Raw genomic sequence first — 24,489 nt, forward strand, 5'->3', positions numbered from 1 at the left:
GGAGATTATTGATAATGTTAAGTCATGGAATCATTCAAGCAGCTTATGTTATTGCTGCATTACTATTTATCTTTAGTTTACGAGGCCTATCAAATCAAGAATCAGCTAAATCTGGAAACATTTATGGCATGATCGGTATGGCAATTGCACTTATTGCTGCTGTTGCTAGTATCAAAGGTGGACTACACTGGATCATTATTGCTATGGTTATTGGTGCCGCTATCGGTCTTTATCTAGCTAAAAAAGTAGAAATGACCCAAATGCCAGAACTGGTTGCGCTTCTCCATAGTTTTGTTGGTATGGCGGCCGTTCTTGTTGGTATAAACAGCTTCTTAGATCCGCACATGATTGCACCGAATGAAGTAACAATTCATTTAGTTGAAATTTTTGTAGGTGTATTTATCGGTGCTGTTACCTTCTCAGGATCAGTTGTAGCATTTGGAAAGTTAAATGGTAAAATTAGTTCAAAACCATTATCTCTCCCATATAAACACTACCTAAATCTAGCAGCAATAGTTGTATCAGTTATCTTGATGTTTATATTTATTAATGTACAAACTGGCGCAGGAGCCTTAGTTTGTTTACTTATCATGACAATTATTGCATTAGTGTTTGGTTTCCACCTTGTAGCATCAATTGGTGGTGCGGATATGCCTGTTGTTATCTCAATGCTTAACTCCTATTCTGGTTGGGCGGCAGCAGCGGCAGGCTTTATGTTACAAAACGATCTTCTAATTGTAACTGGCGCGTTAGTGGGTTCTTCTGGTGCAATTCTTTCTTACATTATGTGTAAAGCAATGAATCGTTCATTTATCAGCGTAATTGCCGGTGGTTTTGGTAGTGATGGCAGTTCATCAAGCTCTTCAGAAGAAGAACAAGGTGAATACCGTGAAATGCAACCAGCAGAAGTTGCGCAAACCTTAAAAGAAGCTCGCTCGGTAATAATCGTACCTGGTTACGGTATGGCCGTTGCTCAAGCTCAAGGTGCAGTAAGTAACATTACTGAAAAACTTCGTGGTATGGGTATAGAAGTTCGCTTTGGTATTCACCCAGTTGCAGGACGTTTACCTGGCCATATGAACGTATTATTAGCTGAAGCAAAAGTCCCTTATGATATTGTATTAGAAATGGATGAAATCAATGATGACTTCCCTGATACAGATGTTGTTTGGGTAATTGGTGCTAACGATACAGTTAATCCGGCGGCAGAAGAAGATCCTAATAGCCCTATCGCAGGAATGCCAGTTCTAGAAGTTTGGAAAGCAAAAACTGTCATTATTTCAAAACGTTCTATGAATACCGGCTATGCTGGCGTGCAAAACCCACTATTCTTTAAAGAAAATAGCTACATGTTATTTGGTGATGCTAAAGATAGTGTTGAAAAAGTGTTGCAAAATTTATAATAATGTAACCATTAAAAATAAAAACAAACTGCGACTTAAGTCGCAGTTTGTTTAATGACAATTTTTATTTTTTGAATGTTTTAGATAAAAAGCCAATAATGAGATCTGTAACTTCATGATGTATCTCCCCTCTCGCACGATAACCACCATCTTTACAAATAATACTTTCATCTTGTTTCTCTTGTTTTAAGATATCTAATGCATTGGATTTACAAATTTGAATAAAACTGAAATGCATTGCATCTGGAATAATAATATAATTTGAGGACGATTTTGGTAGAAATTCTTGTACATAACCTGATTCAAGTTTAGCATCCGTATCATCTATATCTATTCCAGCTCCAATAATAAGAGCAGGAATTTTAATTTTTTCTAAGCTATCTACTGTGAATCCTCTTGTCAAACCAGCATCTAAAGATATGAATGCCTTTATCCTAGGGTCTAACATACTTTTATTCAGTTCTGGATTTGCTAAACCAAGTTCTGACATCAAATGACAACCTTTTAAATATGAATACTTTTTACAATCCTCATTGAAAGTGTCAGTATTAAATCTAGCGCCAGAAAGTGCAATTATTGACCAACCACCTAACGAATGGCCTATAGCGACAATCTGATTAAAATTAACAATATTGGAAAATGTTTGATTGCCAATCAAAGCATCAATTGTTTTACTTAAATCTTGTGGACGTAACCATAGTTTAGATGATTGTTCAATATTACGATCAAATATTGTTGTTCCTGGATGGTTGGGAGCCGCAACAATATAACCTTTTAAAGCTAGTTCATTAGCAAGCCAACTTAGATTTTGCCAACTTCCACCATAACCATGTGAAAGCAAAGCTAATGGATATTTAGTCGTACTGATTTTCGGTTCAGCATCAGGAGTAACTTCATGACCATAAAAAATAGCATTTTCAGCTATAGTAACAGCGTCATGGTTATTGTTAGTAGGATACCAAACAGCAATATCAAGCGGTCTGCCATCTTGTTTATCATAGTGAATTCGCTTGAAACCAATATGTTCTGATGCGTTGGAAATAAGAGGAAAAAGTAAAATAAATAAATTAATTACACAAAAAAGAAGCTTAACCATCCATTATCCTTAACAAGGTATTTTTATTATAATCTAAATAAGAAATGAACTAAAATCATTATTGAATATATAAATTACAATTTTGAAATAAATATAAAATGAGAAAAACGATCAATGATCTTCAAGTTTTATTTGTTCTTTATGATAAAGGTAATAAGCCCCGCGAGAAACCATTCGAAGTTGAAAAATAAGATCTTCTATTAATTTTTGACGTTGAATAATATCAAAATCAATAGCTTCCGCTCCAGCATTAAAAGCAATAGTAACCATAGCTTCTGCTTGGGCTTCATTATAATGATGTGGCATTTGATTAGCATTATCTAAATAATCAACGAGTTCGACGATAAAATGCTGAATTTCACGAGCAATCGCTGATCGAAAATCAGAAGATGTTCCGGCTTTTTCACGCAGTAATAACAAGAATACTTTAGGATTTTTATCAATAAATTCAATAAATGTCGTTACCGAAGTTCTAAGAACACTACCACCTTTTTCAATACGCTTTCGGGCTTGACGTAATAATTGACGAAGTGTTAATCCGCTCTCATCAACCATTGCTAAACCTAACTCATCCATATCACGAAAATGTCGATAAAATGAGGTGGCAGCAATACCTGCTTCACGAGCAACTTCTCGTAGACTCAAACTTGCAAAACCTTGTTCTGCATTAAGTTGATTAAACGCAGCATCAATAAGACTTCGTCGAGTTCTCTCTTTTTGCAGTGCTCTAACCCCATAGGTTTTAACATTTTTCATTTTTTTAATTCTGCAATAAAAAAATATATTACTTTTGACCTAATAGGCGTTCTTTTTCAGCAAATACTTTCGGCATGTGATCACGAATAGTTTTCGCAATAGTTTCATAACGTGAACGTAATGGAGAACCAGGTCGATAAATTAAGGCGATACTACGTGTTGGAACAGGGTCTGTACACGGAATATAACAAATATTATCTCGAGTACGTTCATTTGGTGCGGCTAACTCAGGAAATAAAGTAATTCCACGCCCTGCTGATATCATGCTACGCAATGTTTCTAAACTCGTTGCTTTAAACTGTTTATCTTCATCAATTCCGACTTGAAAACAATATCCCATTGCATGTTCACGCAAACAATGACCATCTTCTAACATTAAAAATTTCTGGCCTTTTAAGCTAGAAAGTTTGACCGTTTGTTTACTTGCTAATTCATCATTTGCTGGAACAGCTAAAAACATCGGTTCATTAAATAGAGGAAGCTCGATGAATTGCGCAGTTTCTTTTACTTGGGCAATAATCGCACAATCTAGTTTTCCACTCTCAAGTTGAGCAACAATATTGGCAGTTTGAGCTTCATGCAAATAAAGTTCTAATTGAGGAAAAGATTCGTGTAAAACGGTAATTACATGCGGTAATAAATAGGGTGCAATCGTTGGGATTAAACCTATATGCATCGGACCAGACATCTCTTCACCTTGACGACTAGCCATCTCTTTTAAAATTTGTATATTACGTAAAATTTCTTTGGCTTGCTCAACAAGCATCATACCGGTTTGGGTAAATAACACTTTGCGACTAGTTCGCTCAAGTAACATTACACCTAATTCGTCTTCAAGTTTTCTGATTTGACCACTTAATGTTGGTTGACTAACATTACAAGCATCTGCTGCTTTACGAAAGTGCCGAAATTCAGCTAACGATACAAAATATTCCAAATCACGAATATTCATAGTGTCCCCAAAAAATTATCAGTTAATGGTTATATACTCAGAAATATAATAAATAGATATAAAATACTACTGTTTTTTGTATAAAAATCATTTATAAAATAAGAGTATCAAATTCAGTAAAATTAATTAGTCATTTAAATACAGATAAAATCTGTTGTTATGCATAATTTCTTGATGCTTAATAGGCTAACTTTATTAATTGTACTATATAAATTGCTATTGTTGATAATTATGTTTAAAAAATCAAATAGAATCTTTGATGATTATAAACTAAATCCCATCATTCTACTTACCATAGTCATATTAAGAAAAATGGAAAGTTAAAAGTAATTGCGATATAATCGCGCGCTAGATTGCTATATAGACTATTATTAATTTGAGGTGCGCTATTTTTAAACAAGTTTCTCGCTTTTATCGTAAAATGTTTCAGCATGAAGAACAGCAAAAATCGCACTATGTCTCCATTTCTCGCAATGAACATAATATTTCTCGTAAAAATATAAGCGAAAATGCCCTAAAAGTTCTTTATCGCTTAAATAAACAAGGATATGAAGCTTATCTAGTTGGTGGATGTATTAGAGATCTTCTCTTAGGTAAAAAACCTAAGGACTTTGATATTGCCACAAATGCTACTCCAGAACAAATTCAAAAGGTGTTTCGTAATTGTCGCCTGATCGGAAGACGTTTTCGTTTAGCACACATTATGTTCGGTAAAGAGATAATTGAAGTCGCCACTTTTCGTGGTGATCATGATGATCAAAGTGAACAGGCCAATATCTCTAAACGATCGCAATCTGGCATGCTATTACGTGACAATGTATATGGTACGATTGAACAAGATGCTATCCGACGGGACTTCACGATGAACGCCCTTTATTATAATGTTAAAGACTTTACTATCCGTGATTATTGTGGCGGATTAAATGATTTAAAAAATGGCGTTATTCGATTAATTGGCGATCCACAAACAAGGTATCGTGAAGATCCAGTTAGAATGTTAAGGACAATTCGTTTTGCCGCCAAACTTAACATGAAAATAGATCAAGCAACGGCTGATCCCATTAAAACGCTAGCCCCATTGCTAAAAAATATTCCATCGGCACGACTTTTTGATGAATCATTAAAATTATTGCAATACGGTCATGGTTACAACACTTATATCTTATTAAAACAGTACCAACTCTTTGAACAACTTTTCCCGGTAGTTGAACGCTTATTTGTACACAATAATAATGGCAATTTAGAGAAAATTATTGCTCACGTATTAAAAAATACTGATTATCGAATAGCAAATGAGCAACGTGTCAATCCTGCATTTTTATATGCTGTCTTTTTTTGGTATCCAATTATAGAACAAACTCAGATTAATTGTATTGAAAGCGGCCTTCAGTATTATGATTCTTTTTCTATGGCTATAAATGATGTATTAAGCGAACAGTGCCGAATTATCGCAATACCCAAACGATTAACAAATATAATGAGTGATATTTGGCGTTTACAATTAAGAATGAAAAAACGAGAAGGAAAACGTGCCTTTGTGATTTTGGAACATCCAAAATTTCGCGCTGCCTATGATTTGTTAGAAATGCGATCATCTATTGAAAAAGGAGAATTGTTAGATTTAGCCAAATGGTGGGATGAATTTCAACATGTATCCACCGAAAGAAAAATATCTATGGTTAAACAACTTGGTAAAAGTAATAAACGACGCACTAAACGTTAATTTTCATTCGCACTTTTATAAATAACCGCTATAATGTTTTAATTAAAATAATCATAATTACACTCTAATCATTGATGAAAAAATTATCACTCTCTCTTATTGCTATAGCTGTTACATTTTCTTTCTATAATTATGATAGTAATAGCTATGCAATTGGCATACCTGAAAACGATACTAGCAATCCTCAGTGTCTTATTAATGTACCAAAATTTGAGCGACCAATTGTAAATGGTGATATAAATACATTACCGATTAATGCAGAATCTAATGAATTTGAAGCAATTTATCCAGATTTAGCTATTTACAGTGGCGACGTGTATGTTGAACAAGGTAATCGCACCGTTCTAGCAGATAAAGTAACTATTGATTCTAAAGATACAAATAACCGCATGGCAATATTGGATGGAAGCATCACTTATCAAGATAATCTAATAAAAATGAAAGGTGATCATGCGGCGATAAATCTCAACAATAATGATTCGAATATGCATCCCAGTGAGTATCATTTAGTTGATCGACTTGGACGCGGTAAAGCTGATGAAATGAAGCTAGAAAAAAATCGCTATATCATTCTAAAAAATGGTAGTTTCACTTCTTGCCCCGTAGATGATAGTACGTGGAATATTAAAGGAACTACGGTAATTCATGATAATGAAGAACAATTACTCGAAGTCTGGAATGCTGTCTTTAGTATTGGTAAAGTACCCGTTCTATATTCGCCTTATTTACAATTACCAACTGGCAATAAAAGACGTTCAGGTTTATTAATGCCTATTTTAGGATATGATAGTGATGATGGAATTGATTTCGCATTACCTTTTTATTGGAACATTGCACCAAATTATGATGCAACATTAACACCAAGAGTATTACAACATCGTGGTGTACAATTACAAACTGAATTTCGCTATTTAAATCATTTAGGATTAGGAACTATCGCTTTTAGTTGGTTACAACATGATAAAAAATACCAAGAAGATAGAAAAACATTATTAAATGGCAATAATTATGATGATAATAATAATCGATGGTTATTCCATTGGAAGAATGAGGAATTAATAAATTATAATTGGCGCTTATTTACTGATGTTACACGGGTTAGTGATAAGCAGTATTTAAATGATTTGAACTCTAAATATGTTTCTCAAACAGCTGGATATTTAACACAATTTTATAAATTAGCCTATAATGATAAAAATTGGGATGTAGCTTTAGGTTACAAACATTTTCAACCATTTTATTATAATTATCTCTATCAGACCCAACCACAGTTGGATATTAACTACTATAATTACGATTTGGGTGCACTAAAATTCAAGACATTTTATCAAGTATCCCATTTTATTAATTCGGAAAAAAACCAGCCTAATGCATGGCGAACTCACATTGAACCAACACTTAATTATACAGTAACTAATTCTTGGGCTTCATTAGCAACAGAAACAGGCTTTATGGCGACTCATTATAATCAACAAAATCTTAAAAGATATAATAGAATAAATAAAAATTTAGATAAAAAATTAGATAGTAATGTAAATCGTTTTATGCCTAAATTTAGTCTGGATGGTAAAGTTATTTTCGAACGTGCCATTGAGTTTATGAATGGTTACAATCAAACTCTTGAACCTCGCATTAAATATACTTATATCCCCTATCGCAATCAATCCAATATAAATAACTATGACTCAAGTTTTTTACAGGATGATTATATAGGATTATTTAGAGATCAACCATATAGTGGTCTAGATCGTATAGCATCGACAAACAAGCTTGCGACTGGTGTAACAACACGTTTTTATGATTCTAATAGAATTGAAAAATTCAATTTGTCTCTTGGTCAAATTACTTATTTCACTAAATCTAAAACCAGTGAACATAATAATGAATTAGATAAAAATTCAGATACTGGCAGTATTACGTGGGCAACAGATAACTTTTGGCGCATCAATGATGATATTATTTTTCGCAGTGGCATTCAATATGATACACGGATTGATACTTTTTCTTTGGCCAACACTACTTTTGAATATCGACCTAATAGTAATAAATTAATGCAATTATCTTATCGATATGCCAATCATAATTATATTGCTACCGTAGATGACAGATACAAGAACTCTTCAGATAAACGTTATAAACAAGATCTATCTCAAGCAGGTATTATGGCTAGTTGGCCATTATCAAATACAATTAGTGCTGTGGGTTCTTATTATTATGATATTAAATTTAATCAAATCGCAGATAGTTTTGTTGGCTTACATTATAGTGATTGTTGCTGGGGAGTGACTATGCAATATGGTCGGAAGCTAACAGATTGGGATAACAAAACACATGTTAGCAAATACAAAAATAAACTTTCAATTAACTTTGAATTACAAGGTTTAGGGAATAATCGTGATACCAAAGCTAAAATGTTAGACTTTGGAAAGTTACCTTATACATCAATATTTGAATAAACTAACTAATTAATTTATAGTGATAAAATTAATATCACAACAATAAAATGAGTTAAATAACTATGAAATTATTAAAACTTTTTATTGCATTAAACTTAAGTATTAATGTAGCACTAACACCACTTTCAACTTATGCAGCTCCTAAAGTTATAGAACAAGTTGCTGCTGTTGTTAACAATAATGTCATTTTAGAAAGTGACGTTAATGATATGCTAAAAACAATTAAGGCAAGTGCCGATCCTAGAACATTACCTAGTGACAAAGTACTTAGGCACCAAATCATCGAGCGTCTAATAGTTGAAAATTTGATTTTACAAAAAGCAGCAAAAGCTAAAATTACTATTAGTGATGATGAAGTAACCGGTGCAATTGATGGAATTGCAGCTGATAATGGTATGACCATCGATCAACTGAGAAGCAAATTATCAGCAATGGGCATTAGTTATAGTACTTATAGAGAACGAATTCATAATGACATATTAATTGATCAAACGCGTATGCATGAGGTTAGACCGAGAATCAAAATTTCTCCTCGAGAAGTTGAACATTTGACTAAAACAATAACTAACCAACCTACCAACAATATTGATGTCAAAATCAGTCATATTTTAATCGCTATTCCTGAAAAAGCTTCTAAACTACAAATAGACACAGCTACAAACAAAGCGATGGATATCATTAATCGAGCTAATAAAGGTGAAAATTTTGCTAAATTAGCCACATCATATTCTAATGATGATCTTGCATTAAAAGGTGGCTCAATGGGGTGGAAGAAGATAAATGAACTACCTACAATATTTGAAGAACGACTCATCCGAGCACCAAAAGGTAGTATAATAGGACCAATTCGTTCGGGTGTTGGAATTCATATATTAAAAGTTGACGATACTCACTCTGAAGCACCACAAAAAATTACACTACAAGAATTTAATGCTCGTCATATTTTAATTAAAACCAATGTATTAGTTACAGACCAAGTCGCTAAACAAAAATTAACTGATATTCGTAAAGCCATTATTAATGGTTCAACGACTTTTGCTGCTGCTGCAAAAGCTAATTCAGAAGATACAGGTTCTAAAGATAATGGTGGAGATTTAGGTTGGAACAGACCAGACGTTTATGATAATGGATTTAGATCAGCGTTACTGCAATTAAAAAAAGGAGAAATAAGTCAACCAATAAGATCATCTTATGGTTGGCATTTAATTCAATTAATTGACACTAGACAGACTGATGCCACCAATATAGTTAAAAAAGATCAAGCTTATCGACTTATTTTCAATCGTAAATTTGCTGAAGAAGCACAGGTTTGGATTCAAGAGCTAAAAGGTGACGCATATATCAAAATTACAGGTGAAGGAAAGAATGAATAATCGTGTTCATCAAGGGCATTTTGCTCGTAAGCGATTTGGTCAAAACTTTCTTCATGATAATTATATTATCGAAAGTATTGTAGCCGCCATACAACCTAAACAAGGTGAGGCCTTAGTTGAAATAGGTCCTGGGCTTGCTGCATTGACAATACCTGTAAGTAAATTTGTCGATCATCTTACTGTTATTGAAATTGATAGAGATTTAGCTAGTCGATTAGTTGAAAATCCTTTTTTACAAAATAAAATCAGTGTGATTGAACAAGATGCTTTAAGCTTCGATTTTAATCAGTTGTCCGATACATTAGGTCAGCCATTAAGAGTATTTGGTAATTTACCTTATAATATTTCAACACCATTGATGTTTCAATTATTCGAATATGCTTCAATCATCACTGATATGCATTTTATGTTACAAAAAGAGGTTGTTACTCGTTTAGTTGCTGCGCCTAACAGTAAAGATTATGGTCGCTTAAGTGTCATGGCACAATACTACTGTCAAATTATTCCTGTTTTAGAAGTACCACCTAGTTCTTTTAAACCGGCACCTAAGGTTGATTCAGCTGTAGTTAAACTAATACCTTACAAACAAAAACCATATTCAGTCAATGATATTAAAGTGCTGTCACGTATTACTACTGAAGCATTTAATCAAAGACGTAAAACCATTCGCAATAGCTTAGGTAATTTATTTACTGCTGAGCAAATTAGTGAACTTGGTATTGATCCTAATTTACGCGCCGAAAATTTGACAGTAGAACAGTATTGTCTATTAACAAACGCTTGGAAATAACCTTATGGCAAACCTTATAATTGGTGATATTCATGGTTGTTATGATGAGTTAATGCGACTACTTGAAAAAGCAAGTTTTTCGTCATCAGATACTTTATGGTTAACTGGCGATTTAGTTGCTAGAGGGCCAAAATCACTTGAAGTTATAAGATTTGTAAAAAACAACAGTGAGCAAATTAGGTTGGTTTTAGGTAATCATGACTTACATCTATTATCGATTTATGCCAATGTTACTCCTTCTAAAAAGAAGGATAACCTTGATGAATTAATTCACGCAGATGATTTTGATGAGTTAATGAACTGGTTACGTAAACAACCGCTTCTCCAAATAGACGAAAAACTAAAACTTATTATGACTCATGCCGGAATTTCGCCCCAATGGGATTTGGAAACATTAAAAAAATGTGCTCTTGATCTCCATGTAGTGTTAAGCAGTGACTCATATCCCCTTTTTCTCGACAAAATGTATGGCAATTTTCCTGATGAGTGGTCAGCAGAGTTACAAGGATTAGACCGATTACGTTATATTGCCAATGCATTAACTCGAATGCGTTATTGTTACGAAGATGGAAGGCTTGATTTTTACTGTAAAAATCAACCAGATGAAGCTCCTTCAAAATTAAAGCCTTGGTTTACATTATCCAGTAAAATTTCTTCAGATTATAGTATTGCTTTCGGCCACTGGGCTGCGCTAAATGGCAAAGGTACTCCTGAAAATATTTACGCACTCGATACAGGATGTTGCTGGGGTGGGAAATTGACATGTTTGCGTTTTGAAGATAAAAAATACTTCAAAAAGAAAAATATGGAAACTAAAAGTTAAAAATAACAAAACAATTTAAAGGTTATTTTATTATGTCTGCACTATCTGTTATTAAATCAATTTGGAAAGTTATCAACTTAATCAGAGAAATTTTTCTTAACCTTGTTTTTTTAGTTATTATCCTTTTGATTTTTAGTGGCATTGCCTTAATTAAAGAATCACAAAAGCAAGACATTATACCTCAGTATGGTACATTAGTTATGGATATTGAAGGGGTGGTTGTTGATAATTCGCTTTATAGTGATGAGATGTACGAATTACAAAATAAAATATATGGTAAAAGAGTAAATCTATCACGTGAAAATAGTTTATTTGATTTAGTGCAAAAGATATCACAAGCGACATCTGATCCAAATATTAACAACATGGTGCTAAAATTAGACAATTTTGTTGGTGCAGATATGAGCACTTTGCAATATATTGGTAAATATTTAGATAAATTCAAAGCAGCAAATAAACCTATTTACGCTATTGGTTCCAACTTCAACCAAAGCCAATATTATTTGGCTAGCTATGCCAATAAAATTTATCTCACCCCATTAGGGGCTGTTAATGTATTTGGATTATCAGCAAATAATTTATACTACAAAACATTATTAGATAATTTAAAGATTAACACCCATGTTTTCCGTGTCGGAACTTACAAATCAGCTATTGAACCATTCATCCGAGATAATATGTCAGAAGAAGCGAGAGGTAACGCTTCTCGATGGTTGAATTTAATGTGGAATAACTACCTTAATGACATTTCCACAGAGCGAAAGAAAGCAGCGACACAATTAGTTCCTCCGGCCGATAAAATGTTATCCGAACTAAAATCGGTTAACGGCAATATGGCTCAATATGCTTTAACAAATGGATTAATTGATGCGATAACTTCTGAATTTGATTTTGAACTTGACGTTAAAATAAAACACAAAGTCAGCATATACAATTATCAGCTTAAGGAAGAAGTCGAAGAATCAAATAAAGAACCTAAAATTGCTGTTGTATTCGTAAATGGTACCATTACCGATGGTGCTAATAATAGTAATATAGCCGGTAGCCAAGATATTGTTAAACAACTAAGAGATATTCGCAAGAACTTAAATAAAAATAACATACAAGCTGTAGTACTTAGAGTAAATAGTCCGGGAGGAAGCGTTGATGCTTCCGAAGCAATTCGTAGTGAATTAGAGACTTTACATCGATACCAGATCCCTATCGTTGTTTCTATGGGGGGAATGGCTGCTTCAGGTGGATACTGGATATCAACCGCTTCTGATTATATCGTTGCTAGCCCAAATACGATTACGGGTTCAATTGGAATTTTTGGCATTATACCAACTTTTGAGAATTCACTTTCACATATCGGGGTTTATAATGATGGTGTTTCAACATCTCCATTGGCAAATAGTAGCTTAACACAAAGTTTATCTGCTGAAATGGAACAATTTATTCAAATGAATATCGATAATGGTTACAGTACTTTTATCTCCTTAGTAGCAAAAAACCGTAATATGACGATTGAACAAGTCGATCAAATAGCTCAAGGCCAAGTTTGGTTAGGCTCCGAAGCAAGTAAAAATGGCTTAGTGGATAAGTTAGGTGATTTTGATGATGCTATTGATATGGCTGCAACATTAGCCAATATTTCTGATTACCAAATAGATTGGCAAAAACCGGAAGGAAGTTGGTTCAATGCGCTTTATTCAGATATGATTGCAATGATGCCAAAATCAACAGCTGAGGTATTTTTTGAACAGATCCCAGAAGTAAAACAAATTAAGCAACAAATCTCAGTATGGGATAAATTCAAAGATGTACAAAACCGTTATATATACTGTTTAAATTGTGCCGATATTAGATAATAAAAAATCCACCTCAAAGGTGGATTTTTTTTATTTTTGTGTCTGGAAAAAATAACGCATATTATCTATAGCCATTTGAATCGTTTTATAATTAGGTGTCTGATCTACTTGATTATTATGACAATCATAATAATGGCTAATACCAAGACGATTAACAAAATAGATGTTATCTTTGGTTCGAACAGCATAAGAACTATAATTCGACATTAATAACCAATCTCGATCTAATATCGGGCTAAACAAATCATAGCCTGTCGAGTAATCACTAATATCATTTTCGACATGTAAATAATGTCGCATTATTGTTGGTACTACATCTTCATGGCTAGTAAATTTATCTATATTATCGGTCATGTGTTGAAGCTCTTTTGCCCCAACAATAATAAAAGGAACTTTAGTTTGTGCATCAGTATAGTTACCATTATGCCCCCAAAAACCTAGTTTATTGTCATTCATTTCTTGTGAATGGTCACCGGTTATAATAATCAAGGTATTATCTAATGAACCAGACTGTTTGAGTTCATCATAGACTTTTTGCAATAAAAAATCATCATAATAGACACTTTGTTTATAGCGATTAAAAATTGGTTCAGGATCAGTATCGTTACTTAATGTCATGTAATTAAGTTCACCGACAGGTTGGAATTTTATGTCAAAGTTATTAGGAAAATCATAAGCATGTGGAGCATCAAAAAATAAGAATGAAAAACTCGGTTTAGATTGATCTCTAGTTTTATACCAATTTAGCCAATCCTCCGTTAACTGTTTATCTCGACTAGATGCCTTACCATCTCTACTACTAATTCTTAAATTTTTGATAGTCAAAAACGCCGTACGATCAAATTCAGGGGCGGTAACTTTGGCTGAAGTAAATATACCAATATTATAATTTTCTTTTTGCAAAGTGGTTATAAATAACGATGGGATCCGGTTTCTTAAAAAAGCATCCCAATACGTGCCGGGAATACCATAAAAAAGTCCAAAAATACCAGTTCTAGTTGCATTGCCTGTTGAATAATGATTATTGAAAATTATTCCATTATTCTGTTGTACAAAATTGTAGGTATTAGGAGAAATTTGTTGACTAAAAGTATCATACCGCCAAGAATCTAACACAATAAACATAATATTAGGTGTTGCTTGGTTATCTGGATTAATCATAAGATCTTTTTTAGGGTAATAGATACTTGCATGCTGATTATCCATTTCAATAAGCACTTTACGTTGCCCTGATTTATCAAAATATCCCATTATCTTTTTTGAGGTAAATGGACGATATAAAGGAATATATTCTTTGACAACCATAATCGGAGAATAGGCGTAATAAAAAGCAATCATATGTATCAAATGACTGATAACCAAGCAACTAACAAGAAAAACCGTCGGTATAATTAATATTTTAGGTCGAATAGTTTTATGATTAAATTTCTTGTCAAGCAGATAAAGGACTAAATATTCCACTGCTAAAAAAACGAATATTAATAAAGATATTAATATATAAGTCATAGCTGAAAAATCTACAACCTGACCAGAAAACACCATTGATAATACCGATTCATTGATATGAAATCGATATTGTTGGAAAACAATAGTATCTATATATAAAACAATTTGTAATAAACTGAATATAAGTGCTAAGCAGATATTAGTTATTTTTTTATTTATCCAAAGGATAGGAATGGATAAAACAAAAATTAACAAATAAGCTGAAAAAAAATGACCTAAAACTGCAATAAATGCAAAAAAGCTTCCATCCCAAGTAAACGAAGAACCAGGTAACCAAAAATATCGGATTGCTATTATTGACGAAATTGAAATATTTACTAACAAGAACAGATAAAGTTTTTTCATAGAAATCCATTATGTAAGATGCTGAAATTTTTAATAATAATATTTTTTTTATTTTGAGTTAGGGCTTTCCGCAAAATTTATAACAAAAAAACAATAAACGTGTAGAGATTGATACAAACTTAACAAAAAGGGCTCATTATAGAGCCCTCTTAATATTTGAATGGTTATCTTCGATCAGCAAATATGCGCAGTAACATTATAAATAAATTGATAAAGTCAAGATAGAGTGTTAATGCACCTAATATTACATAACGCCTAAACATATTTTGATCATCTTGCGATAAGTTGAGTCCCAGTTGTTTAAGCTTTTGCGTATCATAAGCAGTTAATCCGGCAAAAACGAATACGCCAATATAGGTTACCGTCCACATTAAAGGTTCGCTTTGCAAAAATAGATTAACTAGAGAGGCTATAACTATACCAATTAATCCCATGAATAAAAAGCTACCAAAACCAGATAAATCTCGTTTAGTCGTATAACCATAAAATGCTAACGCACTAAACATTCCAGCGGTAATAAAAAAGACACTGGCAATTGAAGATGACGTATAATAAATAAAATATATAGAAAAAGTACAACCATTTATTACTGAATAAAGCATAAATAAAGTTGTTGCTGCAGCACCAGACAAACGATTAATCATTCCTGAAATAACAAATACCAATCCGATTTCAGCAATTAAAAGTACCCACATTACTCGTGATAATAAAATGAGAAACTCATAACTAGTTGATGCGAACCAAGCAACAAAAGCAGTTAAAAGTAAACCAACAGCCATCCAACCATACACTTGACTCATGTATGTTTGTATACGGCTATTAGCTCGTTCTATAATTGAACCATTAGGAGTATAACTTGACATCTCTTTCCTCTCATAAAAATAACATAACAACCTTATTATATATTAAATATGGATTAATACCATTTCTTCAAGGCATTTACATCAGACTGCTTAGCCTCTACCCAATTTTCACCACTAGTAGTTTGTTCTTTCTTCCAAAACGGTGCTTCATTTTTTAATACATCCATAATAAATTCAGTTGCGGCAAAAGCATCACTGCGATGTGCCGAACTAACACCAACAAAAACAATACTCTCATTAGCATTAATTTTGCCCACACGATGGGCTAATGCAACTCGATTAATTGACCATCTATCTCTGGCTTGATGAATAATGTTGCTGAACACTTTTTCCGTCATTTGAGGATAATGTTCCAATGTTAAACTAATCACTTGGTTTTCTAAACTACGTACTTTCCCAATAAAAGTGACTACTGCTCCATCTTGAGGTAACTCATAGAGCCATGTTATTAATGAATTTATATCAATAGCTGATTGGTTAATTTCAATAATATTCATATTATTACCCACCTGTTACTGGTGGAAAAAAAGCAATTTCATCATTCTGTTGAATTATATGATGATAATCAACTAAAGTATGATTTACCGCACATAATACGGTTTTTTCTTTTAAAGCTAATGACCATTTGTCACCCCGTAAACTAAGCTGTTCTAAAAGTTGAGCTATTGAGATTTGATCTACCATTAATTCCAAAGATTCAACGCCTAACAACTCTCTAATTTGTGCAAAAAAATAAATTTTATTCATACTTTTATTATTCTATTTTGTTTAAATTATATTCGCCTGATTTACCACCAACTTTATTTAATAATTTAACTTGATTGATAATCATATCTTTCTGACTAGCTTTACACATATCATATATAGTTAATGCAGCGACAGAAGCAGCAACTAATGCTTCCATTTCCACACCTGTTTGACCTGTTACCTTACAGATTGATTCAATTCTTACACTATGATTTTCAAATAAAGTTTCAATATTAACCTCTATTTTACTCAGAAGTAATGGATGACAAAGTGGTATTAACTCCCAAGTCCGTTTCGCAGCTTGAATTCCTGCAATTCGAGCTGTCGCAAACACATCACCTTTATGATGTTTTCCTTCAATAATCATATTAAATGTTTCTGCATTCATTAATACTATTGATTCTGCCCTAGCCTCTCGATGGGTTATCTGTTTTTCTGAAACATCCACCATATGAGCATCACCACGTTGATTAATATGTGAAAATGACGCTGACATTTTTAAACATCCTTAAACATTATATTTTAATTTGTCACTCAAGATAACAAATTTTGTTTATGTATACTACTAGCGTATACATAAAGTTTTGGATATTTAATTTTGAAATAATTAATTAATCTGCGTAATTTTTGCGAGTTAAATAAAATCTGCGTACAATAGCAATTTTTATAACTGTAATAGTGATTGTTAATGCTGATTGCCCATGTAGCCTTACCAGTACCTCTCTATCAACTGTTTGATTATACACTTACTACGCCAGCTGGAATTGGTATGCGGGTTAAAGTGCCATTTGGTAAACGAGAAATGATTGGAATCATCGTTAAGATTGATCAGCAAACAACTTTTGATATCGAAAATTTAAAACCTATTATAGAAATTATTGATACAAAAAACCTCTTTCCTCAACCAGTCTGGCAATTATTAAATTGGGCAACCAGTTATTATCACTTCCCAATTGGTGAAGTAATATTTCATGCTATGCCGATCCTGTTAAGGCAAGGTCGCCCAGCCATCAAAGATGGCATAAAATATTGGCAATTAACACCGAAAGGGCAACAAATTGATTTAAACCTACTATCACGAACACCAAAACAGAAATTATTAATATCTTCACTCAGAAACAACTGTTTGAATGAAAGTGAATTTAGTTCTAATATCTATCAAGAATTACAGAAAAAACAGCTTATTGAGCTTGTTTATCGTCAACCTGATAAAATTTGTTGGCATACAAATTATTCAACCAACAAAACACCGTTCCAATTAAATCACGAACAATTAAATGCAATCACAACTATTAATAAACAAAACAAACAATTTGGTGTATTTTTGCTCGATGGTATAACAGGTTCTGGTAAAACGGAAGTTTATCTAAATATCATTTCTGATGTTTTAGCGCAAGGGAAACAAGCTTTAGTATTAGTACCTGAAATTGGTTTAACTCCACAAACTATCAAACGTTTTAAACAACGTTTTAATGCACCAACTGATATTTTACATTCAGGCCTTACTGATAAGGAACGTTTTGAAGTTTGGTTAAGAAGTAAAACTGGTGACAATGCTATCGTCGTAGGTACACGATCAGCACTTTTTACTCCATTTCAAGATTTAGGTATCATTATTATTGATGAAGAACATGATAGTTCCTACAAACAACAAGAAGGCTGGCGTTACAATGCCAGAGATTTAGCAATTATCCGAGCTAAAATTGAAAATATACCTATAGTTTTAGGTTCGGCGACCCCTTCTCTTGAAACCATTAATAATGCCCAAAGCCATAAGTATCAGCAAATTGAGCTTACACAACGGGCTGGCAATGCCAGATTAGCTAAACAATCTATTTTAGATATTCGTGGCATGGTTCTGGCTTCTGGACTTTCCCAGCCATTAATTGCCCAGATAAAAGAACATTTAAATAATAATAATCAAGTTATGTTGTTTCTTAATCGTAGGGGATTTGCGCCATTAATCATTTGTCATGATTGCGGTTGGATTGCCGAGTGTCCACGTTGTGATCGACCTTATACCTTTCATAAAAAACAAAATAGACTAATTTGTCATTATTGTGATACACCTAGAGACATTCCCCAACAATGTCCTAAATGTGGTTCAACACAATTATTACCTATTGGATTTGGAACAGAACAACTAGAAAAACAACTCAATATATTATTTCCGAATATAAAAATCACTCGTATTGATCGCGATACAATAACCAAAAAAGAGGCATTAAACACTTATTTACATGACATCCAAAAAGGCGGTGCTCATATTTTAGTTGGTACGCAAATTCTGGCTAAAGGACATCATTTTCCCGATGTTACATTAGTTGGAATAGTGGATGTTGATGGAGCTCTATTTTCAAGTGATTTTAGGGCCACAGAAAGATTTGCTCAAATATATACTCAGGTGTCAGGACGTGCAGGTCGGGAAACAAAAGCTGGTGAAGTTATTCTACAAACCTATCATCCAGAACACCCATTATTGAATATATTACTAACTGAAGGTTATCAAGCATTTGCCAAACAAACCTTACAAGAACGCAAGCAAACATTATTACCTCCATTTAGCTATCAAGTATTAATTCGTGCTGCTGATCGTAATAACCAGCAAGCACCAAAATTTTTACAACATATTCATGATTGGTTAAAAGCAAATTATGATCAAAATTTATGGCAACTTGGCCCTATGCCTGCAAGCCAGCCGAAAAAAGCGGGCTATAATCGTTGGCAACTACTCTTGCAACATAGTAACCGACAATTATTACAGCAAATATTAGATAATCTTCTTATGACCATTACGCAGTGGAATGATGCATCAAAAGTAAGATGGAGTATTGATGTTGATCCGATTGATAATTAAAGATCTCTTCCAACAGGTGAACTGTTGGAAGATAATAAAATTATAATGTAATTCTTCCTATATTCTTATCCAGTGTTGCTTGACCGATACCTGAAACTTCTTTTAACTGATCTATAGAAATAAAAGGACCGAATTTTTCTCGATATTCAATAATATTCTGAGCCTTACTCATACCAATACCAATTAAGCCTTTAACTAACTCTTCAGCTGTTGCGGTATTGATATTAACTTGAACAACTTGTTTTTGTATCTGTATGGTAGAGGTTTCTGATTTTGATTCAGCAAAACTGAAAGTTGAAAAAAAGAAGCTTGAAAATAAAAAACATAATATTGTAAAAATTTTCATTTGATTAACTCCAAAATAATTATGCAACTAAACTTGCAAGTTAACTATCTCACTACGTTAATAAAATGAATTTTACTTATAATAGAAATGCGAAAAGCCACTTAAGTGGCTTTACTTTAATTACAGCGAATATAAATTTATTTCGATCTCAATCACATATTTGCATCTGGCATTATTTCAATTTTTGATTTAGAACGGATATCATCACTAAAATAATAATAAGTGTTATTAATAATTAATGGCAGTAATTCTGACGAAATATCTTTATATTCAGTTGGTGTATTTACTTTTGTCAGTGCAACAATATAAGCAGTATTGTTTTCTAAAAATTTAGCACCATAAGATGTAGATCTTGTTCCTTTTATAGGTTGTTCTAAATCGAACACCATATCAATAACTTCTTTATCTAAGTTAGTAGTATTTCTTTTTAACTCGTATCGTTGACTGAAATTTATTTTATCCGAATCATCAGTAGTTTTTAATTGAGTTAATAAGTTATCAATCGTTGCTTTAAAACGATTATCAGCTATATCCCTAGATAGTTTCTTATTAATTGTTTCTTTTACTTCATCGAATGGAGCTATTCCTTCAGGACGGTAATCAATAACTTGAATGACAAAATCATAACTACCATAATTTCTCTCAATTGGTATCATTTCTGATATTTTATGAGTCAATTGTCCATCAGCTATCATTTCCTCACTAAAAACTAGATCACTGATTTCTGGATTATACATAATTGTATATGGGTCTTTGTAGGTCGTCCAATCAGTTGTTCTTAACTCAAGACCAGTATTTTCCGCTAGTTCATCAACAGAAGTAGGAGATTTAGTTAATGCAATTTTAATTTTTTCCTCTACTGCATTAAAACCTTCTTGTATTTTTTGTTTAATCAACTCATTTTCAATTTGAATTTTAACATAATTATAATCCATAATTTTTGCAGGTTGCTTATCATCTAACTTAACTATTAAAAATCCACCATCGATTGGAATAGGTGAAGAAATTTGGTTAACTTTTTTCAATTTAGCATTTTTTAAAAAATCAGGTAAGGAATCATCATCAGCAAACCAACCTAATGAACCATTATTACCATAATTATTTAAAGAAATATCTGTACTTGAATTAAGATTTTTTGCTATATCACTGAAACTAATACCAGAAGATAATTCTTTGATAATTTTAATAGCTTGTGGTTTATCTGCGACAAAGATCACACTAAAAGCCTTTTTTGGTGGGTAAGAATATTTAGTTATATTTTTTTCATATTCCTTCTTGATTTCATCTTCATTAACCTTAATAGATTTAATAGATTCAGCAATAGTATCTCTAGAATTAAAAATATATTTTAACTTAACTCTTTCTTTTCTAAAGAATTCTTTCTTATGTTCATCATAATACTTTTTCTCATCTTCTTCTGTAATATTAATATCATTCATATCATCAATTGAAGAATCTATTAAAGTAGCATAAATATCTCTAGTCTGATTTTCTAGTAATGCAATTTCGGAATCAGAGGGTAATACAAAACTGGTTTGGATTAATGCATCTATAACTTGTTGCTGTTGTAAAGCGGTTCTTATTATTTCTGCATAGCTATCAGGTGTATAGCCATTTTCAGCTAATAGTTTTAAATATTTATCGTTATCAAACTTGCCATTTGTAAAAAAAGATTTTTGTTGTTTGATATAATTTTTTACAAGTTCGTTACTTATAGTAGCATGAATATTGTCCGAAAATTTATACGCTAAATAATTATCAATCTGCTGAGCTAAAATATTTCGACGAATCATTTTAGTAAAAGATGGATCTCCAATCGAATTTGTTGTTTCATGCTGAACTTTTGCTTCAAAAGCTGCACGACTAATACCTTCACCATCAACTTTAGCGATATACAATTTCTCATCATTGGAAGTATTACTGCTACCACCAAATCCTAAAAAACCTACACCAGTAAAAATAAAACATAAAATAATAATTGCAAAGATTATTTTCACAACAAGACTGTTTGCTGCTTTTCTAATTGTTTCCATCATAGCTTGCCATTCTCCACACACCTAAATTTGAATTTCGCAAGTATAGCATATTTGCTAAAATTGGCTATTATCTAATTGAAAGTCGATAAAAAAAAACCAACACAAGGTTGGCTTTTTGAGTTGTCTAATTTAGTTCAATCGAGCTGAAACATTAACTTCATTTTTAATTTTTTTAAGCCCTTTTTTAACCGGTTGCCTTATTTTTACATTTTTCTTAATTGGCTCAATACCAAATGGATTATTTTGCAATGCAATAGTCAATACATCATCAATCCATTTAACAGGTTTAATATCAATTTCAGATTTAACATTATCAGGAATTTCTTCTAGATCTTTAACATTATCAATAGGAATTATAGCAGTTTTAATTCCACCTCTATGAGCTGCCAATAATTTCTCTTTTAACCCACCTATTGGTAATACTTCGCCTCGTAAAGTGATTTCACCTGTCATCGCAACATCAGAACGTACAGGATTACCAGTTAATGTCGATACCAATGAAATGCACATGGCAATCCCCGCACTTGGACCATCTTTTGGTGTGGCTCCATCAGGAACATGTACATGTATATCTCGTTTTTCATAAAAATCGTTATTAATGCCCAATTTTTCGGCACGTGAACGAACAACTGTAAGAGCGGTTTGAATGGATTCTTGCATGACATCACCAAGCGAACCAGTGTAAATCAATTTGCCTTTGCCAACAACACTCATTGATTCAATAGTCAGTAGATCACCACCAACTTCTGTCCATGCCAGACCATTAACTTGACCGATCCGATTTTCACTCTCTGATTTACCATAATCAAAACGTTTTACACCCAAATAATCTTTTAGATTATCTTGACTTACACTTACTTTACGCAAACGTTTATTTAAAGCAAGCTGTTTAACAATTTTACGGCAAATTTTAGCAATTTCTCTTTCTAAGCTTCGTACTCCTGCTTCACGAGTGTAATAACGAATGATGCCAAGGATAGCTGATTCATGAATCTCGATTTCATTTGCTTTTAAACCATTATTAATGATCTGTTTAGAGATTAAATGCTGTTTAGCAATATTTAATTTTTCGTCTTCGGTATAACCTGAAAGCCGGATCACTTCCATTCTATCAAGTAATGGTGCAGGAATATTCATTGAATTAGCAGTAGCAACAAACATTACATCAGATAGATCATAATCAACTTCTAAGTAATGATCACTAAATGCGTTATTCTGTTCAGGATCAAGAACCTCCAGTAATGCCGATGCAGGATCACCACGCATATCAGAAGCCATTTTATCAATTTCATCTAATAAAAATAGTGGATTTTTAACACCAACTTTAACCATACGTTGAATTAATTTACCCGGCATTGATCCAATGTAAGTTCTTCGATGTCCTCGTATTTCAGCTTCATCTCTAACGCCACCTAAAGCCATACGAACATATTGTCTTCCAGTAGCTTTGGCAATTGATTGACCTAAAGAGGTTTTACCTACTCCTGGAGGGCCCACTAAACATAAAATTGGACCTTTAACTTTATTAACTCGCCCCTGTACAGCCAAGTATTCTAAAATTCGGTCTTTTACCCGATTAAGCCCATAATGATCTTTATCTAAAACTTTTTGAGCATTATGGAGATCTTTTTTTACTTTACTGCGTTTATTCCAAGGAACTTGTAGCATCCAGTCAATATATCCTCGAACGACAGTTGCTTCCGCTGACATAGCAGGCATCATTTTGAGTTTATTAAGCTCTGATAGTGTTTTTTCCATTGCCTCTTTTGGCATTTTTGCCTTAGTAATTTTTAAGTTTAACTCTTCAAATTCATCAGGCTTATTGTCTATGTCACCTAACTCTTTATGGATCGCTTTAATTTGCTCATTGAGATAATATTCTTTTTGCGCTTTTTCCATTTGTTGTTTAACACGTTGACGGATACTTTTTTCAACTTGTAACAAGTCAATTTCAGATTCCATTAATGAAATAAGCAATTCAAAACGTTTTTCTAGATCAGCAGTCCCTAAAATTTCTTGTTTTTGTTCAACTTTTATAAATAAGGTAGCAGCAATTGAATCTGCTAATTGTGATGGTTCTTTAATTAGATGAATTGAATCAACTACTTCTTGGGTGACTTTTTTATTAAGCTTGGCATAATCATCAAAGTTAGATAACAAAACTCTAATCATTGCTTGACTAATATTATCATCCTTTTTAGATTCTTGTAATTGTTTGATGTTTGCAATTAAAAAATCATCTTCTTTTCTTTCAAGAATATCACCTACTTCAGCTCGCATAACACCTTCAACTAGAACTTTTACTGTTCCATCTGGTAGTTGAAGTAATTGTAAAATATTAGCTATAGTCCCGACTTCATACAAATCATCAACATTAGGTTCATCTTGCGAAGGATATTTTTGTGTTACAAGAAAAACTTGCTTATCCATCTCCATTGCACTTTCCAAACAACGGATTGATTTATTACGACCAACAAAGAGAGGAATCACCATATGAGGAAATACAACCACATCACGTAATGGTAAAATAGGCATAATCATTTGTTTAGTTTGTTTTGTCTTCATTT

19 protein-coding genes are annotated in these 24,489 nt (G+C 32.7%); 8 read left to right on the forward strand and 11 right to left on the reverse strand.

The genetic code is table 11. The features are described 5' to 3' along the window. Positions 1 to 14: 14 nt before the first annotated feature. Positions 15 to 1,403 carry a Re/Si-specific NAD(P)(+) transhydrogenase subunit beta gene (gene pntB / locus B6C99_RS06335; RefSeq protein ID WP_086359071.1) on the forward strand — a complete coding sequence of 463 codons (1,389 nt, stop codon included), beginning with the start codon at positions 15 to 17 and terminating at the stop codon, positions 1,401 to 1,403. A gap of 64 nt (positions 1,404 to 1,467) precedes the next feature. Here pntB and B6C99_RS06340 read toward each other — a convergent pair whose 3' ends face one another. From B6C99_RS06340 to oxyR, 3 genes are all read right to left on the reverse strand, one after another. Continuing rightward, complete coding sequence (locus B6C99_RS06340) at positions 1,468 to 2,499, reverse strand: hypothetical protein (RefSeq protein WP_086359072.1); 1,032 nt, start codon at positions 2,497 to 2,499, stop codon at positions 1,468 to 1,470. A 111-nt stretch (positions 2,500 to 2,610) separates the two neighbouring features. Next, positions 2,611 to 3,255, reverse strand: a complete 645-nt coding sequence (gene fabR, locus B6C99_RS06345; protein WP_086359073.1) for an HTH-type transcriptional repressor FabR — start codon at positions 3,253 to 3,255, stop codon at positions 2,611 to 2,613. 28 nt (positions 3,256 to 3,283) lie between these two features. After that, on the reverse strand, positions 3,284 to 4,207 hold the full coding sequence (gene oxyR / locus B6C99_RS06350; protein WP_086359074.1) for a DNA-binding transcriptional regulator OxyR: 924 nt from the start codon (positions 4,205 to 4,207) through the stop codon (positions 3,284 to 3,286). Positions 4,208 to 4,628: 421 nt separating this feature from the next. Here oxyR and pcnB point away from each other — a divergent pair, with 421 nt between their 5' ends. The 6 genes from pcnB to sppA all read left to right on the forward strand — a co-directional run bounded on the left by pcnB (position 4,629) and on the right by sppA (position 13,222). Beyond that, positions 4,629 to 5,930 carry a polynucleotide adenylyltransferase PcnB gene (pcnB, locus tag B6C99_RS06355; protein WP_216819406.1) on the forward strand — a complete coding sequence of 434 codons (1,302 nt, stop codon included), beginning with the start codon at positions 4,629 to 4,631 and terminating at the stop codon, positions 5,928 to 5,930. A gap of 74 nt (positions 5,931 to 6,004) precedes the next feature. Beyond that, entirely contained in the window at positions 6,005 to 8,386 is a 2,382-nt protein-coding gene (lptD, locus tag B6C99_RS06360; protein WP_086359076.1) for an LPS assembly protein LptD, read from the forward strand. Between the two features lie 62 nt (positions 8,387 to 8,448). After that, positions 8,449 to 9,759: a peptidylprolyl isomerase SurA gene (gene surA, locus B6C99_RS06365; protein ID WP_086359077.1), complete on the forward strand. Its 1,311-nt coding sequence runs from the start codon at positions 8,449 to 8,451 to the stop codon at positions 9,757 to 9,759. Beyond that, complete coding sequence (gene rsmA, locus B6C99_RS06370) at positions 9,752 to 10,549, forward strand: 16S rRNA (adenine(1518)-N(6)/adenine(1519)-N(6))-dimethyltransferase RsmA (protein ID WP_086359078.1); 798 nt, start codon at positions 9,752 to 9,754, stop codon at positions 10,547 to 10,549. Before surA ends, rsmA begins: the two co-directional genes overlap by 8 nt. A gap of 4 nt (positions 10,550 to 10,553) precedes the next feature. After that, positions 10,554 to 11,372, forward strand: a complete 819-nt coding sequence (gene apaH / locus B6C99_RS06375) for a bis(5'-nucleosyl)-tetraphosphatase (symmetrical) ApaH (RefSeq protein ID WP_086359079.1) — start codon at positions 10,554 to 10,556, stop codon at positions 11,370 to 11,372. A 32-nt stretch (positions 11,373 to 11,404) separates the two neighbouring features. Then, on the forward strand, positions 11,405 to 13,222 hold the full coding sequence (sppA, locus tag B6C99_RS06380) for a signal peptide peptidase SppA (protein WP_086359080.1): 1,818 nt from the start codon (positions 11,405 to 11,407) through the stop codon (positions 13,220 to 13,222). A 30-nt stretch (positions 13,223 to 13,252) separates the two neighbouring features. Here the strand turns inward: sppA and B6C99_RS06385 are convergent, their stop codons facing one another. From B6C99_RS06385 to moaC, 5 genes are all read right to left on the reverse strand, one after another. Then, positions 13,253 to 15,073 carry a sulfatase-like hydrolase/transferase gene (locus B6C99_RS06385; RefSeq protein ID WP_086359081.1) on the reverse strand — a complete coding sequence of 607 codons (1,821 nt, stop codon included), beginning with the start codon at positions 15,071 to 15,073 and terminating at the stop codon, positions 13,253 to 13,255. Positions 15,074 to 15,237: 164 nt separating this feature from the next. Continuing rightward, positions 15,238 to 15,936: a Bax inhibitor-1/YccA family protein gene (locus tag B6C99_RS06390; RefSeq protein WP_086359082.1), complete on the reverse strand. Its 699-nt coding sequence runs from the start codon at positions 15,934 to 15,936 to the stop codon at positions 15,238 to 15,240. 53 nt (positions 15,937 to 15,989) lie between these two features. Beyond that, on the reverse strand, positions 15,990 to 16,433 hold the full coding sequence (gene moaE, locus B6C99_RS06395; RefSeq protein ID WP_086359083.1) for a molybdopterin synthase catalytic subunit MoaE: 444 nt from the start codon (positions 16,431 to 16,433) through the stop codon (positions 15,990 to 15,992). 4 nt (positions 16,434 to 16,437) lie between these two features. Next, positions 16,438 to 16,683, reverse strand: coding sequence for a molybdopterin synthase sulfur carrier subunit (moaD, locus tag B6C99_RS06400; RefSeq protein ID WP_034904250.1), 246 nt, complete (start codon positions 16,681 to 16,683; stop codon positions 16,438 to 16,440). Positions 16,684 to 16,690: 7 nt separating this feature from the next. Next, positions 16,691 to 17,179 carry a cyclic pyranopterin monophosphate synthase MoaC gene (gene moaC, locus B6C99_RS06405; RefSeq protein WP_086359084.1) on the reverse strand — a complete coding sequence of 163 codons (489 nt, stop codon included), beginning with the start codon at positions 17,177 to 17,179 and terminating at the stop codon, positions 16,691 to 16,693. Between the two features lie 192 nt (positions 17,180 to 17,371). Between moaC and priA the strand changes: the two genes are divergently transcribed. Next, complete coding sequence (gene priA / locus B6C99_RS06410; protein ID WP_086359085.1) at positions 17,372 to 19,540, forward strand: primosomal protein N'; 2,169 nt, start codon at positions 17,372 to 17,374, stop codon at positions 19,538 to 19,540. A gap of 40 nt (positions 19,541 to 19,580) precedes the next feature. On the opposite strand, the gene B6C99_RS06415 is transcribed toward priA, so the two are convergent. From B6C99_RS06415 to lon, 3 genes are all read right to left on the reverse strand, one after another. Further along, a complete protein-coding gene (locus B6C99_RS06415; RefSeq protein WP_086359086.1) occupies positions 19,581 to 19,886 on the reverse strand; it encodes a helix-hairpin-helix domain-containing protein in 306 nt (101 codons plus the stop codon). Between the two features lie 152 nt (positions 19,887 to 20,038). After that, positions 20,039 to 21,922: a SurA N-terminal domain-containing protein gene (locus tag B6C99_RS06420; RefSeq protein ID WP_086359087.1), complete on the reverse strand. Its 1,884-nt coding sequence runs from the start codon at positions 21,920 to 21,922 to the stop codon at positions 20,039 to 20,041. Between the two features lie 129 nt (positions 21,923 to 22,051). Then, the gene (lon, locus tag B6C99_RS06425; protein ID WP_086359088.1) at positions 22,052 to 24,487 is read right to left on the reverse strand and encodes an endopeptidase La; all 2,436 of its coding nucleotides are present in this window, start codon (positions 24,485 to 24,487) and stop codon (positions 22,052 to 22,054) included. Between the last annotated feature and the right edge of the window lie 2 nt (positions 24,488 to 24,489).

It is taken from the genome of Gilliamella sp. N-G2 (assembly GCF_002142215.1).
In the GTDB taxonomy this organism is placed as follows: Bacteria; Pseudomonadota; Gammaproteobacteria; order Enterobacterales; family Orbaceae; genus Gilliamella.

Coding starts and splice junctions, on each gene's coding strand:
- fabR (WP_086359073.1), bottom strand. CDS start 3,255: ATGAAAAATGTTAAAACCTATGGGGTTAGAGCACTGCAAAAAGAGAGA.
- sppA (WP_086359080.1), top strand. CDS start 11,405: ATGTCTGCACTATCTGTTATTAAATCAATTTGGAAAGTTATCAACTTA.
- B6C99_RS06415 (WP_086359086.1), bottom strand. CDS start 19,886: ATGAAAATTTTTACAATATTATGTTTTTTATTTTCAAGCTTCTTTTTT.
- moaE (WP_086359083.1), bottom strand. CDS start 16,433: ATGAATATTATTGAAATTAACCAATCAGCTATTGATATAAATTCATTA.
- apaH (WP_086359079.1), top strand. CDS start 10,554: ATGGCAAACCTTATAATTGGTGATATTCATGGTTGTTATGATGAGTTA.
- oxyR (WP_086359074.1), bottom strand. CDS start 4,207: ATGAATATTCGTGATTTGGAATATTTTGTATCGTTAGCTGAATTTCGG.
- B6C99_RS06390 (WP_086359082.1), bottom strand. CDS start 15,936: ATGTCAAGTTATACTCCTAATGGTTCAATTATAGAACGAGCTAATAGC.
- B6C99_RS06385 (WP_086359081.1), bottom strand. CDS start 15,073: ATGAAAAAACTTTATCTGTTCTTGTTAGTAAATATTTCAATTTCGTCA.
- surA (WP_086359077.1), top strand. CDS start 8,449: ATGAAATTATTAAAACTTTTTATTGCATTAAACTTAAGTATTAATGTA.
- pntB (WP_086359071.1), top strand. CDS start 15: ATGTTAAGTCATGGAATCATTCAAGCAGCTTATGTTATTGCTGCATTA.
- B6C99_RS06340 (WP_086359072.1), bottom strand. CDS start 2,499: ATGGTTAAGCTTCTTTTTTGTGTAATTAATTTATTTATTTTACTTTTT.
- lptD (WP_086359076.1), top strand. CDS start 6,005: ATGAAAAAATTATCACTCTCTCTTATTGCTATAGCTGTTACATTTTCT.
- lon (WP_086359088.1), bottom strand. CDS start 24,487: ATGAAGACAAAACAAACTAAACAAATGATTATGCCTATTTTACCATTA.
- B6C99_RS06420 (WP_086359087.1), bottom strand. CDS start 21,922: ATGATGGAAACAATTAGAAAAGCAGCAAACAGTCTTGTTGTGAAAATA.
- priA (WP_086359085.1), top strand. CDS start 17,372: ATGCTGATTGCCCATGTAGCCTTACCAGTACCTCTCTATCAACTGTTT.
- moaC (WP_086359084.1), bottom strand. CDS start 17,179: ATGTCAGCGTCATTTTCACATATTAATCAACGTGGTGATGCTCATATG.
- rsmA (WP_086359078.1), top strand. CDS start 9,752: ATGAATAATCGTGTTCATCAAGGGCATTTTGCTCGTAAGCGATTTGGT.
- pcnB (WP_216819406.1), top strand. CDS start 4,629: ATGTTTCAGCATGAAGAACAGCAAAAATCGCACTATGTCTCCATTTCT.
- moaD (WP_034904250.1), bottom strand. CDS start 16,683: ATGAATAAAATTTATTTTTTTGCACAAATTAGAGAGTTGTTAGGCGTT.